At 51.6% G+C, this 13,342-nt stretch carries 14 protein-coding genes; all 14 read right to left on the bottom strand.

Annotation, left to right across the window (positions count from 1 at the left end; translation table 11 throughout):
* Nucleotides 1-375: 375 nt before the first annotated feature.
* Nucleotides 376-1,791, bottom strand: coding sequence for an MATE family efflux transporter (locus tag H8B09_RS04320; protein ID WP_224753244.1), 1,416 nt, complete (start codon nt 1,789-1,791; stop codon nt 376-378).
* Between the two features lie 154 nt (nt 1,792-1,945).
* Nucleotides 1,946-2,695, bottom strand: a complete 750-nt coding sequence (gene recO / locus H8B09_RS04315; protein ID WP_191202215.1) for a DNA repair protein RecO — start codon at nt 2,693-2,695, stop codon at nt 1,946-1,948.
* Between the two features lie 81 nt (nt 2,696-2,776).
* A complete protein-coding gene (locus tag H8B09_RS04310; RefSeq protein ID WP_191202214.1) occupies nt 2,777-2,938 on the bottom strand; it encodes a YqzL family protein in 162 nt (53 codons plus the stop codon).
* Nucleotides 2,939-3,130: 192 nt separating this feature from the next.
* The gene (gene era / locus H8B09_RS04305; RefSeq protein ID WP_191202797.1) at nt 3,131-4,054 is read right to left on the bottom strand and encodes a GTPase Era; all 924 of its coding nucleotides are present in this window, start codon (nt 4,052-4,054) and stop codon (nt 3,131-3,133) included.
* A 40-nt stretch (nt 4,055-4,094) separates the two neighbouring features.
* Complete coding sequence (locus H8B09_RS04300; protein ID WP_191202213.1) at nt 4,095-4,523, bottom strand: cytidine deaminase; 429 nt, start codon at nt 4,521-4,523, stop codon at nt 4,095-4,097.
* A gap of 33 nt (nt 4,524-4,556) precedes the next feature.
* Nucleotides 4,557-4,910 carry a diacylglycerol kinase family protein gene (locus H8B09_RS04295; protein ID WP_224753243.1) on the bottom strand — a complete coding sequence of 118 codons (354 nt, stop codon included), beginning with the start codon at nt 4,908-4,910 and terminating at the stop codon, nt 4,557-4,559.
* 11 nt (nt 4,911-4,921) lie between these two features.
* On the bottom strand, nt 4,922-5,419 hold the full coding sequence (gene ybeY, locus H8B09_RS04290) for an rRNA maturation RNase YbeY (RefSeq protein WP_191202211.1): 498 nt from the start codon (nt 5,417-5,419) through the stop codon (nt 4,922-4,924).
* The gene (locus tag H8B09_RS04285) at nt 5,416-7,656 is read right to left on the bottom strand and encodes an HD family phosphohydrolase (protein WP_191202210.1); all 2,241 of its coding nucleotides are present in this window, start codon (nt 7,654-7,656) and stop codon (nt 5,416-5,418) included. The genes ybeY and H8B09_RS04285 overlap by 4 nt, the downstream gene beginning before the upstream one ends.
* A 17-nt stretch (nt 7,657-7,673) precedes the next feature.
* Nucleotides 7,674-8,645, bottom strand: a complete 972-nt coding sequence (locus H8B09_RS04280; protein WP_191202209.1) for a PhoH family protein — start codon at nt 8,643-8,645, stop codon at nt 7,674-7,676.
* Nucleotides 8,646-8,651: 6 nt separating this feature from the next.
* A complete protein-coding gene (gene yqfD, locus H8B09_RS04275; protein WP_191202208.1) occupies nt 8,652-9,845 on the bottom strand; it encodes a sporulation protein YqfD in 1,194 nt (397 codons plus the stop codon).
* 14 nt (nt 9,846-9,859) lie between these two features.
* A complete protein-coding gene (yqfC, locus tag H8B09_RS04270) occupies nt 9,860-10,135 on the bottom strand; it encodes a sporulation protein YqfC (RefSeq protein WP_191202207.1) in 276 nt (91 codons plus the stop codon).
* Between the two features lie 151 nt (nt 10,136-10,286).
* Nucleotides 10,287-10,784, bottom strand: coding sequence for a YqfB family membrane protein (locus H8B09_RS04265; RefSeq protein WP_191202206.1), 498 nt, complete (start codon nt 10,782-10,784; stop codon nt 10,287-10,289).
* Between the two features lie 5 nt (nt 10,785-10,789).
* Nucleotides 10,790-11,785 (bottom strand): flotillin-like protein FloA, encoded by a 996-nt coding sequence (gene floA, locus H8B09_RS04260; RefSeq protein ID WP_191202205.1) that lies wholly within the window; start codon nt 11,783-11,785, stop codon nt 10,790-10,792.
* Between the two features lie 12 nt (nt 11,786-11,797).
* A complete protein-coding gene (locus tag H8B09_RS04255; protein WP_224753242.1) occupies nt 11,798-13,207 on the bottom strand; it encodes an NfeD family protein in 1,410 nt (469 codons plus the stop codon).
* Nucleotides 13,208-13,342: the final 135 nt, after the last annotated feature.

Genomic DNA, 13,342 nt, shown 5'->3' with positions numbered 1-13,342 from the left:
GCTTCCTGATTCACTTCGTGATCAAAAGACGACCTTACACAATGTTCAAGCTCAAGGCATCGCTATTCGGTCCTTATGTAGACACAAAAAAGCTCCCGCCTCTACGCCTGATTAATCAGACGTAGGGACGAGAGCATGCTCCCGCGGTTCCACCCTACTTGGCAGGCGCTGCATGAAGCCCATCGGCCTCCAACGATCCTACCCTCTTTTAAGCAAAATGCACTCCAGAGCGCCCCTTCATCGAATGATCCGTCCGGGCTTTCACTATCCCCGAATCGCTATACGGCCGACCGCTTCCGATTACTCTCTCCATCATCGCACATATACTTTATTCAAACTTGCCTTGGAATATAGTATTCGTTTTTCATGCCATTGTCAAATCGAGACCGGCTTTGTCGATCCATCTTCCGCAAGTTGGGCGGTAGATGAGCGGAACGCCGATGCGAACTTTGTTTTCTTATGATGGCGCCAGCGCAGGAAGCTGACCGTCCCACGCACATATTCATCGCTGATCATCCCGATATAGATACCAAGGAGCCCATACTCGAACGGTATGGCAAGGTAATACGAAACAACAACCGCGCAGAACCACATGATCGGAAGGGTATAGTACATAACGTTTCGACTGTCGCCAATTGCATTAAGCGACTGTCCAATCGCCATGTTCCACATTTTGCCCGGCTGCAGAATGAGATTAAGCCACAACAGCGACAAGGCGCTGTCGATGATGCGCTGATCGTCGGTGAACAACTGAAGCAGTTGATGACGGAACAACAGGATAACGCCGGTGTTCACAAGCACGATGGCGATCCCCCGCACGAGCACCTTATAGGAATCGGAGTACATCTCTCGATAACGGCCGGCACCGTACAAGTAGCTGATACGAATCTGTATGCCCATCGACAGCGACATCCCGAATAGGAACGCGAACGATTCGATCGTGTTCAGATATGTACGCGTAGCCAACTGCTCGGCACCCATCGTCGCAATGAATGAGAAGATGGTTAGCTGCGAGAACGTCCATGACGCGCCATTCATGCTTAGCGGCCAGCCGAGCTTGACGACTTCCTTCAGCAGCTTGCGGTTAAACTTCATAAACTCGCGGAACAGTATTCGTTCACCGAATGCATGCCGGAACAACCGCAGCTGGAATAGCATCGCTGTTGCACGAGCAATGATCATCGATAAAGCTACACCATACAAGCCCCACTTCGGAAGTCCGAAAGCGCCGAAAATAAAACCGTAGTTCAGCACGATGTGGAGTACGTTCATGCCGACAGCAATGAGCATCGGCGAACGCGTATCCCCCGTGTTGCGAACCGTCGTACTAAACGACAGATTGAGCGCCGTAATGATCATGCCGCCACCGACAATGGACATGTAGGTATGCGCCAGCGGGCGAATCTCTGTCGGTACGTTCAGCATGTTAATGAACAGGTTCGTGCAGCAGACGAGCAAGACCGATACAACGATGCCAATCATCGCTGTAATGGCCACCGACATCACGCCGATCTGTCTCGCCTCCAGCTTCTTGTTTGCCCCCAGCTTCTGAGCAATGAGAATACCGGAACCGCTGCAAACGAGTGAAAATAATACGATTACGGCATTGAAAAATTGCGTGGAGATGCCGACGACGGCGACTGCATCGTCCGAAATCCGGCTCACCATGACGGTATCTGCCGTACCAAGCATGAATTGAAGCGTCATCTCAATCATGATTGGCCACGTCAGCGCCCAGATCGACAGCTTCGATTCATTCGAAGAAACCGAAGCCTTATTTTTGTTAAACATATTGTCAACCGCCCCTCCTGTCTGACGCAATTGTAAAGGCATGCGGAAAGTCCGTCAAACCTCAAATGTAATCGAATTCATCCATATACGCCGAAAAAAGAAAGAGATGTTCGACATTTCCGAACATCCCTTCCATATTAGCCTATGAGTGCCGTTATATCTCGTATTTATCCATCTGATCAAGAAAGTTTCTGGATTTCAACTGCAAGCCAAGATGGGAATCGAGCAAACGACGCATCACTTTCTTCACCTCTTGCTTCGTCTCCGGCTTTAGGGCAATGTTGCCCAGCCTGCGAAGGTCCAGCTTTCGGAACAACCGAAGCACCTTTAGCGTCCCATCGCTCAGTCGGATCGCATACGGATCACGGTGAACACATCGTCTGCACAGAACGCCGCCGCCGCCAACACTGAGTACGAACGGAGCCTCCTCCGAGTCGCACGATACGCAGTTATCCAGCTGTGGATCGTAACCGGCTCTCTGCAATATTTTCATCTCGTACAGATGACTGACGATCTGCGGATCCTTGTCTGCCTGCAGCGCCTCAAAACATGCCTTTAATTGGACATACAGGAACGGATCCGACTCGTCATCCTGTAAACTGCGATCCGTCAGTTCCGCTGCGTAGGAGGCATATGCAGCCAGCTCTAACCGTTCCCGCAGCAAATGGTGAGACTCCATAATCTCACCATGGTTTAGCGTTCCGAGCCCGCTATTCCCTTTGAAAAACACAAACTCCCCGTATGTAAACGGCTGGGCGAGCGAGCCATGACGGCTTCTTGCCTTCTTCGCACCGCGAATAATGACGCCTGTCTTGCCGCCGCCCTCCGTCAGCAGGGTTACGATCTTGTTGCCTTCCCCATAATCCATACTTCGAATAATGATGGCGCAGGTTCGGTACAGCATCCCCTATCTTCTCCCATCGCAGGCATTCGCCCTGCGCCAGTCCAGGAGCGCAAAACCGTGGATGCATCGAACCAGCTGCTCCTACCCGGAAGCTGGCGTTCCTTCCTCCTCGCTCTCCAGCATATCGAGGGAGGCTGCATCATCTGCGGAATTGTTCTCGCTAAGCTGGTGCATTTCCTTGTAGAGCAAAAACGCGTCAACGTTGCCCGTCAACGAAAAATACTTCCACGAAAAATCTCGCATACGTATTCACCCTTTCCGCCCTGTGAGAAAACCTTTATCGAGGCCATATGGAGATTAGCGGCCGCGCTTAGAGGTAGCTAACATCGCCAATTAGAAAATTGGGGCGATCGTCGCCTGACATCTATAGGTTGCGAAATATGGGGAATACGTATCCTTGTCAAAATTCGTCAATCGCTCTGACCCTGCTTGCGATTAATCGTTCTGGAAGCCGAGATCCTTCAGAACTCGATCCTGGTTCCGCCAGTCCTTCTTCACTTTGACCCATAGCTCAAGGAAGGTACGGGAACCAAGCAGCGTCTCAATATCGCGCCGCGCCTTCTGGCCGACTGACTTCAGCAGCGCGCCTTGCTTCCCGATAATAATGCCTTTCTGCGAATCCCGTTCGACGAAGATAACTGCGCCAATATAGACGACACCATTCTCTTGTACACGCATATCCTCGATCTGCACGGCAATGGAATGAGGAACTTCCTCGCGCGTCTGATGCAGTATTTTTTCACGGATGAGCTCTGCAACTACGAACTGCTCCGGGTGATCCGTAATCTGGTCAGCTGGATAGTACTGCGGTCCTTCTGGTAAATATTTGCTGATTTGTTCCAGAAGAGTATCCACATTATTACCTTGCAGCGCGCTGATCGGCACGATCTCAGCGAATTCATACAGATCCTTGTACTGTACGATCGTCTTCAGCAGCGTCTCAGGATCAACCTTATCGATTTTGTTCATGACAAGGAATACAGGCGTATTCTTAACTTTCTTCAATTGCTCGATGATGAAACGGTCGCCGCCGCCAAGTCCTTCCGATACATCGATCAAGAACAGTGCCGCTTCGACCTCTTCCAGAGCGCTGACTGCCGATTTGACCATGAAGTTGCCCAGTTTCGATGTCGGCTTATGGATACCTGGCGTATCGAGAAATACGATCTGCTTGTCATCCTTCGTGTATACGCCATGGATTTTGTTCCGCGTCGTCTGCGGCTTGTCCGACATGATCGCAATCTTCTGCCCGATAATATGGTTCATCAGCGTCGATTTGCCGACGTTAGGCCGTCCTACAATGGCTACAAAGCCAGAATGAAATTTGCTTTTACCGCGTTGTTCGGTATGATTCTTCATCAATGGATATCCCTTCTATGCTTGCTCTGCTATGTTTATTTTATTTGTTCAAATCAGCTGCCGAGAACGCGCCGGGCAGCAATTCGCCGACCGTCATGACCGCTCGGTCGCCATGCAGGTTGCCCATCACAACGGGCATATCAGGTCCGCACAGCTCCAGCAGCACCTGGCGGCATACCCCGCATGGTGCGATCGGTCCATCCGTATCGCCGATGACAGCGATCGCCTGGAAAGTCCCTGGCTGACAGCCATCTGCGATTGCCCGAAATAATGCCGTCCGCTCCGCGCAGTTCGTCGGACCATAAGCTGCATTCTCGACGTTGCATCCGTAATGGATACGTCCGTCCTTGTCCATAAGTGCTGCACCGACTTGAAAATGGGAATACGGCACGTAGGCTCGATTCCGAGCTTCACGCGCCGCATCCATCAACTCGCCCCATTGCTGCAGCCTGTTTGCTGCTTCAGACATGCATCCAGACCTCCCAAGCTTATTGCGATCCGTCTATCTGTCAAACAGTTGATGCCACATCGGCGGACCGAGCAGCAGCAAGCCGATACCGATTGCAAAAATAACTGCGATAAGTACAGCGCCAGCCGCTGTATCCTTCGCTGCCTTGGCGAGCGGGTGCTGCTCAAGTCCAATGCGATCAATCGTCAGCTCAATCGCCGTATTGACGATCTCCAGCGCGATAACGAGTGCGAACAGGACGAGCAGCAAAGCCCACTCAATCGTCTCCAGCTCCAACCATATGGCAGCCGCTGATACGAGTAATGCTGCTGTAATATGGATACGCACATGCCGCTGTGTCCGTATCGCATATGCGACTCCTGCGCTTGCAGCGCGCAGGCTCTTCATGAACCGCCGCATTAACGCGGCAGGCCGGCCTTCTGCAGCACCGCTTCTTGCTTGGCCGTCATTTCAGCTTCCGTCTCGGCATCCTGATGGTCGTAACCGATCAAATGCAAGAAACCGTGCACGAACAGGAAGCCGATTTCACGTTCCAGCGAATGGCCGTAATCTTCGCTCTGCAGCTTCGCCCGTTCCGTCGAAATAATAATGTCGCCGAGCATGCCGGAGAACGGGTCCTGCTCATCTTCCGATTCAACTTCAAAGACGATTTCCGGCTCTTCCTCGCCTTCTTCCTGCATCGCAAACGACAATACGTCAGTTGGCCGGTCGATATTGCGGAATTCGCGGTTCAACCGATGGATTTCTTCATCATCGACGAACGTCAGCGATACTTCGCCTTCCGTAATGCCTTCCTGCTCGCCTGCGATTTGAAGCAGCTGCTCCAACCGCGTAATCCAAGCGTCCGGTATCTCAATCTTCGATTGTTCATTGCTCCAATCCAATTGCAAGCTCATGCCAGCCGCTCCTTCGGTTTGACGTCTTCCGGATATTCAATGCGCGAGTGGAAAATGCCGATGACGGCTTCCTTCAGCGTCTGTGCGATCTTATCGAGCTCTTTCATCGTCAGGTCGCACTCATTGAATTGATTGTCATCCAGACGGTCTTTAATAATCTTGTGGATCATCGTTTCAATCTGTTCCATCGTCGGCTTGCGCAAGCTGCGGACCGCTGCTTCAACACAGTCTGCGATGCCTACGATCGCTGCTTCCTTCGACTGTGCCTTCGGTCCCGGATAACGGAAATCATCTGCCGTAAAGTCCGGTTCGACACCATGCTCCTCTGCCTGTTTCAATGCCTTGTGGTAAAAATATTTCAGGAACGTCGTTCCGTGATGCTGCTCTGCAATATCTCGAATCGGCCGCGGAATGTTGTAACCTCGCAGCATCTCAACGCCGTCCCGCGCATGCGCAACGATAATCGATTTGCTCAGCTTCGGCTCGATTGAATCGTGCGGATTCTCAATATTGGTCTGATTCTCGATAAAATAGTTCGGACGCTTCGTCTTCCCGATATCGTGATAGAACGATCCTACCCGGCAGAGCAGACCGTCCGCTCCGATTGCCTCAGCGGCAGCCTCGGACAGGTTCCCCACCATAACGCTGTGATGGTAGGTGCCTGGCGTTTCCGTCAGCAGCTTGCGCAGCAGCGGATGGTTCGGGCTCGACAGTTCAATCAGCTTAAGCGCAGATAGAATGCCGAACGTCACTTCGAAGAATGGCATAATGCCTATCACGAGTACAGCGGTAATCAAGCCGCTTGCAAAAGCGAAGCCGGTTGAATACAGCAGCTGGCTCTCATCGATTTTCTCCCCAAGCAGTTGAATCGCTAAGACAGATAGAGCGCCGAATAAGCTCGCCATAATGCCGGCTTTCAGAATCGTCGAGCGTTGGCTCGCACGATGAACGGCGAATATTGCCGAGAACGACACAACAGCGATTACGAAACCATAATCGAAATCGAACAACCGCTCATGGCTGGCATTGAATATGATACTGCCAGCAATCGCGAACAAGAACGAACTGACGATAGCGACCTGCATATCCAACAGAAGCGCGATGAGCATCGTGCCCGTCGCAACTGGCGCCAGATAACCGACATACGAAGTATCCGCTGTCTGCGGCAGACTGACGATCTGCATCATCGTCAAATTCAGAATGAAAATGAGCAGCAGCATGAACAGCTGTGGATTGCCATACTTCGGCTTCGCTCCGCTGATGCCGCCAGACTGCGCCATGAAATTAAAGAGAATGACGACGAACAGCACCGACAGCAAGAAAGATCCAAGCTGCGGCCAGTACGTTTTCTTGTCTTGAAGAAGTCCTGCATTCTCGAGCAGCTCATATTTCTCAGCAGTGATCATCTCGCCCTTGGCAACGATGACTTCCCCTTCCGGAATAACGACGCGCTGCGTCATCTCGCGTGCATGTGCCTTCGCGTCATTCGTCGCTTCTTTATCAAAGAACTTGTTCGGCATGATCGCATATCGAGCCAGCTCCTGTACGATCTCGCGCGAAGTGCGGTCGGTCAATGTACTTGTGTTGACGAGCTCGGATACGCGTGCGCGCGCCGTCTCCGCGTCGCGCAGCTGCTCGCCCATCAGCTTGCGAACCGTTTCCATCGCGACGCTGCGCATTTCGGTCAATTTATCCTGAGACAGCTTCGGAAGCTTATAATACGTTTCTTCAGGAATCGCATATTTCTGTCCTTTGGCCGCTTGCAGCATTTCGTCTAGCAGCGTGTCGTTGTAAGTGCCAAGACCTCGGTTCGTCTTCGCATACTGCTCGAGGTATTCATCATATTTGCGCGGAATTTCATTCCGGTAAATTTCGATTTTCTCTTCCGTTGTGACACCATCATCCATGTTCAGCTGATCCATTCGCGCAAAGATTTGATCCGCTAGCTGATCGCCGCGAAGCGCAACGAATGTATAGATCTGTTCAACCGCTTCCGCGGCTTTCTCCTGCGCTTGCAGCGTCGCTTTCTCATCGAATATTTGCTTAGGCGCTTCAATCGTCTTCTCGCTGACCGCGCCTTTCATCACATTATACGTTTGCGGTACGAGATAAGGAGAGAAATTGAAGTAGAACAGCAGCATGAACAGAAAAAGCAGCGCGTAGCGTACGCCCGCGCTCTGCTTCCAGCCTGTCGTTCTCGTCCGATGCTTATGACGGTTGTCGTGTTTTACGTCCATGCAGCGTACAATCCTCTCTATGCTTGGTTTTCCGCGTCGTGGTTGTAAGCCGTAATAATTTTCTGTACCAAGGTATGACGTACGACATCCTGCTCCGAGAAGGTAATAAATCCGATTTCATCAATGCCTTGGAGAATGCGAGACGCCTCAATGAGACCACTCTTCTTGCCCCTTGGCAAGTCAATTTGTGTAACGTCACCTGTAATGACCATCTTCGAGCCGAACCCAAGACGCGTTAGAAACATTTTCATTTGCTCAGGTGTCGTATTCTGCGCTTCATCGAGAATAATAAACGAATCATCAAGCGTCCGTCCCCGCATGTAAGCAAGCGGTGCCACTTCGATCATGCCGCGTTCGAACAGCTTGGTCGTCTGCTCAAGGCCAAGCACATCATGCAGTGCATCATATAGAGGTCTCAGGTAAGGATCAACCTTTTCTTGCAGGTCACCTGGCAGGAAGCCTAGATTCTCACCGGCTTCAACCGCAGGACGCGTCAGCATAATACGTTTGACAGCGCCTTCCTTCAGCGCCGCGACTGCAAGCACGACTGCAAGATACGTTTTGCCGGTGCCGGCAGGTCCTATGCCGAATACGATATCTTTCTTCTTGATCGTCTGAATGTAGTGACGTTGTCCGATCGTCTTCACACGAATTGGCTTGCCTTTATACGTCGTTGTAATCGTATATGTCAGCAAATCAAGCAGTTGATCGGCCTGCAGCGAACGTGCAAGCTCCAGCGCATAGGTCACATCCCGCTCCGTCGGCGTGAATCCGCCACGAATCAATTGCAGCAATACACTGAATAGCTGCTCCAGCGATTCAACCTCTTCTGCGTCGCCGTGAATGACAATCTCAGCTTCGCGCGATTGAATCGAAGCGCTCATTTGTTCTTCGATCAGCCGCAAATATCGGTCCTGAGGACCAAATACTGCAAGACCTTCCGCTGCGTTCCGCAGCGTCAATTTTACCGATTTCGTCTCATTGTGCAAATAGACTCATTCTCCTTGCGTACTCACGATTGGCATTTCGGTCACAATAGATTGTTCGACTTCCAAAAGCACTTTCAAATAAACTTTACCATTGTCCGTCTTTTCATGCAAAAGTTTTTCCGCCACAATAACCGCATCTGCCCCAGCTTTCGTCATCAAATCGGCTTTGGCCTGCTGTATTCCCTTCGTTACGGCTTCTTCCTCCGTCAACTTCCGTTCATCCACGCGGACCTCTAGTACCGACTCCTTCATTCGGCCGAATGGGAGCTTAATCCCATGCCAGGACAACTGCTCCTCCCTTTGCACCACTTCGTAATCTGTATAAGGAGTTTTACCGAATCCGCTGACCTGCAGCGCTCGTCCTCCTGCAACAACATGCCACTTCGTTGTAGACAGTCCTGTATATACTTTAACCTTTTCTGTTAATGGGGAAACGACGTCGTACTCATGCCATACAATGCCGCGCACTTTCCCTTTGGCTATAACGGTCTGAATGTTCGTCTCGTCGCCCAACGAGCCCGAAATGAGGATATCGCCCTTCTTGACACGCATATTGCGTTTAACAACCGGTCTGCCTGTATCGGCCTGTATATCGGTGATGACCGCATCGTCAGTCGCGATAAGATGTCTAGGACTTAGCAGCGGCCCCTCATTAGGCTTGGTCGATTCTACGATATTAATAACGATGGACGTCCCTTTCTTCTCCACTCCGACCCAAGAAGCGTCCGGCAGACGCGCGGCGATCTTTTTGGATAAAACAGCTGGATCCTGCAGCTTGAATGACCACTGCAGCTGATGGACGCCCTCCGCTTCCGCCGCCTTCAGAATCTGCTCGTCCGAAATTCGAATATTGCCAGAGATTTGAACGTTCCATACAAGAGAGGACAGCAAATATAGTCCGACAAAAAACAACAAAAGTCCGACACCGAAAAACACGCGGCGCCGCACCTTCAATATCCAGAACGGCATCCCGTTTCGGCCTGTGACATGAACGCGGCAGCTTGTCCGCTTTAAGTAGGGACGAAGACGGAAAAAATGTCCCACCGTCGTCTCAAATTCCAATTGTCCCTCGCTTGTCCGCCTAATGGACCATAATGTAAGGCCCCCTTGAAGCGCCTGGTTGACGAACGATTCAAGCTCGCCGCCTCTCGCTCGCACCGTGACGATGCCCTTCATCCAGTGCAGCCATGTCCCCTTCATACCGGTCGCTCCTCTCAACGCACTTCAATATGCTTAATGACGCCTTCAACGAACACTTCCTCTGTCCAAATCGTCCGAATGACCAGGTCTTCGCCGGTCACCTCTAGCTCGCCCTTGCTGAGCGCAAGACGCAGCCGGTCGCTGGAGAAGTGAAGCACGCCGCGATGGTTCTCAATATAGAGCTGCCGGTCGCCGATCATCGTCACACGCGGAAGGTCATATACAACATCCTGAGGAAGCTCCAACAGGTTCGCCGTCCACTTCTGTAATCTGCGGTTCATTCGACGCATAGCGGTATCAGCTCCCTCCTCCCGTACTTTACCAACCTATGCGGCCCTATCCCCTTTTATGAAGCTAACATCCATGATGAAGAAGCGTTTTTAGGAACAAAAAAAACACCGGCGCCAGATAGCTGGCGGCCGGTGCTTCGAATTAGATGCGTTATTTGCTGCGATATGGACGTTTGGCGCGGGGAGGCCCTAACACCTCCGACCATATGATTGCCTGCCTCAGCGTGGCTGCTGACAGCTCTGGAGACGTGTTATCAGAGCTATCGGATGCCTCGATTGAAGGTTTATCGGCTGCAGCAATCATCGGCTGCCGCCGCGGTGCAGGCGTCACGGTCTGAACAACAGGACTCATCGGGCGCTGCTCGACCGGTGCAGGAGAAGGGGAACTTGCCGCATACGGCGAGTACTCTCCTTCTTCTTCTTCCTCCTCGTCATCCTCCCAAACCCTCCGTCCTGCAGACGGCTGGTTCTCAGGCGCACTATAGACAGGCGAAGGAACCGAAGGGCGTTCTCCGCTTCCGAACGGAGGCATCTGACGGGGCTGTCTGTTATTGTTGCCTTTCATCTTGCTAATCGCAGATAAAAGGAAGCCGCCTACTACGATGACGATGTAAATATTTTTAATTAAAAACTCGATCAGCTTCTCCATAGGAGTTACGCCTTATGATCATCGGATGGAGCGTTGGACGCATCTGGCTTGCCGATCGAGCTGCGCATTTGCGTATCTGCTTCAATGTTCTTCAAGTTCATGTAGTCCATAACACCGATCTTGCCGCTCTTCAATGCATCCGCCATCGCAAGCGGCACTTGCGATTCCGATTCGACAACGCGAGCGCGCATCTCGACAACTTTCGCTTTCATCTCCTGCTCTTGTGCAACAGCCATCGCACGACGTTCTTCCGCTTTCGCTTGCGCAATGCGTTTGTCAGCTTCAGCTTGCTCGGTCTGGAGATGAGCACCGATATTCTTGCCTACGTCTACGTCCGCAATATCGATCGAGAGAATTTCGAAAGCTGTGCCCGCATCAAGTCCTTTGCCAAGCACCGTACGCGAAATCATATCCGGATTCTCGAGGACATCCTTATGCGAGTTGGAGGAACCTACCGTCGTTACGATACCTTCGCCAACACGTGCGATGATCGTTTCTTCGCCCGCACCACCAACGAGACGTTCAATATTGGCGCGTACCGTAACGCGTGCCTTAACCTTCACTTCGATACCGTCTTTCGCTACAGCAGCAACGGTAGGCGTTTCAATAACACGTGGGTTAACGCTCATTTGCACAGCTTGAAGTACGTCACGGCCCGCAAGGTCGATTGCGGCAGCACGCTCGAACACCAGGTGAATGTTAGCGCGCTCAGCTGCGATCAATGCATTAACGACGCGGTCAACGTTACCGCCTGCAAGGAAGTGACTCTCCAGTTGGTTAATGTTAAGACCTAGCCCCGCCTTCGTCGCTTTAATAAGCGGATTAACAATGCGACTTGGCACTACGCGGCGCAGACGCATCGCAACGAGCGTAATAATGCTGATACGTACGCCCGACGCAAATGCGGATATCCACAACATGATCGGGAAGAAGCTGAGGAAAATGATCAAAAAGATTACTACAACAGCAATGATAAGCAATGTGACGATTTGAGGATCCATGCATACAACTCCCTATTCGTTATTGGTTGAGCGAACTTCCTTGACGACGATGCGCGCACCTTCTGCCGTCACGACAACGACAGGTACGCCTGCTCCAATAAATCGGCCATCGGTTACAACATCGAGTCGTTCACCGTCGATATCGACTGTACCGGCTGGACGAAGCGGTGACAATGTAACACCTGTTCGTCCAATTAGCGATTCGCGTGACGGAGCAGATACATATCCTTGTTCGGTAGTTAGTTTATCGCGAAGAATGAATTTGTTCCAAATGCCGCGATGGCCAAATTTCTTCGCCATGACATACACGATGATTGCCGCTACGACCAATGCGATGAGCAGCGCATACAGCGCCGTGAGCGCATCATGCGAGGCTGTCACAACCCCCGATATGAGCGAGATTGCTCCGAGGATGCCCAGAATACCAAAGCTAGGAATAAACAGCTCAGAAACGAGCAGCGCAAGGCCTAGAACGAACAGAAGGATGGACTCCTGCCCTGCAAACCCTGCTACATAATGACCGAAGAAGAACAACACGAACGATACAAGCCCGACTATACCCGGAATGCCAAAGCCCGGAATCATCATCTCAATCGCGATGCCGGCAATACCAAGTATAAGCAGCAGCGTTACAATAATCGGTGAAGTGAGCCATGCCGCAAGATTCTCAGCCCATGTCGTTGTAACTTCAATCTGGGTGCGTCCTTCGAGGCCGAGCCACTTAATCGTTTCTTGAACATTAGCTGCTACATGATCGGCATAACCCGCCTTCTCTGCTTCGGTTGTAGTCAGCGTCAGAATATCGCCGCTTGCTTTCTTACGCCCAATTTCCTTTAGATCAATCGCGGCATTCACATCCGTCATCGCGGCTGCATAATCTGGATTTCGACCGTGCAGTCGCGCCGCCTCCACCATTTCACCTGTCCAGAAGGAAATGGTCTTCGGATTATCGATAAGTTCGCCAGAGCCATTAACGACAGCTGCAGCACCAATCGTGCTGCCGGGCTGCATCACAATCTGCTCGGCATTGAGCGCAATGTACGTGCCAGCCGATACAGCCTTCCCTTCAACGAAAATAGTCGTTGGAACCTTGCTCGTACGGATCAGTTCACCAATGTCCATGGCACTATCGACCCGCCCGCCGAATGTGTTAAGGACAAGCACAATGCGTTCTGCATGCGCCTCATCAGCTTCCCTATAGGCGCGTTCTAGGAATGACTCTAATCCCGCCTCAACGGTCTGCTTCGCGTGCACGATATACACCGCTCCGCCAGCGGCGGATGAAGACTTCACTTGCTCGTCTGCGCTCGCAGCCGAAGCCGTCGCGTGAGCGAACCACGGGAGCATAACGATGACAAGCAGCATCCAAACAGCACAGCGCAGAAGCGGATTGCTTCTTGCTCTTAGGTTTCGAACATACAAGTGACGATGCCTCCCCCTTCTTTGCGTTTACAAATGCATACGCACAAATAGGCCTTAGGTTGCGTTTATTTGTCAGATGCTGTATGCACTAATGCATAGGTACCTTTTCGAGCTTCCTCTATTATACAGAAAAAA

The sequence above is a fragment of the Paenibacillus terricola genome (assembly GCF_014779765.1).
Classification (GTDB): domain Bacteria; phylum Bacillota; class Bacilli; order Paenibacillales; family Paenibacillaceae; genus Paenibacillus_T; species Paenibacillus_T terricola.
The sequence above is the reverse complement of the archived record's forward strand: the minus strand, read 5'-3'. Positions and strand labels throughout refer to the sequence as shown.

Excerpts from the sequence above, each read along its gene's own strand:
- H8B09_RS04320 (WP_224753244.1), bottom strand. The coding sequence starts at position 1,791 with ATGTTTAACAAAAATAAGGCTTCGGTTTCTTCGAATGAATCGAAGCTG.
- recO (WP_191202215.1), bottom strand. The coding sequence starts at position 2,695 with ATGCTGTACCGAACCTGCGCCATCATTATTCGAAGTATGGATTATGGG.
- H8B09_RS04310 (WP_191202214.1), bottom strand. The coding sequence starts at position 2,938 with ATGCGAGATTTTTCGTGGAAGTATTTTTCGTTGACGGGCAACGTTGAC.
- era (WP_191202797.1), bottom strand. The coding sequence starts at position 4,054 with ATGAAGAATCATACCGAACAACGCGGTAAAAGCAAATTTCATTCTGGC.
- H8B09_RS04300 (WP_191202213.1), bottom strand. The coding sequence starts at position 4,523 with ATGTCTGAAGCAGCAAACAGGCTGCAGCAATGGGGCGAGTTGATGGAT.
- H8B09_RS04295 (WP_224753243.1), bottom strand. The coding sequence starts at position 4,910 with ATGAAGAGCCTGCGCGCTGCAAGCGCAGGAGTCGCATATGCGATACGG.
- ybeY (WP_191202211.1), bottom strand. The coding sequence starts at position 5,419 with ATGAGCTTGCAATTGGATTGGAGCAATGAACAATCGAAGATTGAGATA.
- H8B09_RS04285 (WP_191202210.1), bottom strand. The coding sequence starts at position 7,656 with ATGGACGTAAAACACGACAACCGTCATAAGCATCGGACGAGAACGACA.
- yqfD (WP_191202208.1), bottom strand. The coding sequence starts at position 9,845 with ATGAAGGGGACATGGCTGCACTGGATGAAGGGCATCGTCACGGTGCGA.
- yqfC (WP_191202207.1), bottom strand. The coding sequence starts at position 10,135 with ATGCGTCGAATGAACCGCAGATTACAGAAGTGGACGGCGAACCTGTTG.
- H8B09_RS04265 (WP_191202206.1), bottom strand. The coding sequence starts at position 10,784 with ATGGAGAAGCTGATCGAGTTTTTAATTAAAAATATTTACATCGTCATC.
- floA (WP_191202205.1), bottom strand. The coding sequence starts at position 11,785 with ATGGATCCTCAAATCGTCACATTGCTTATCATTGCTGTTGTAGTAATC.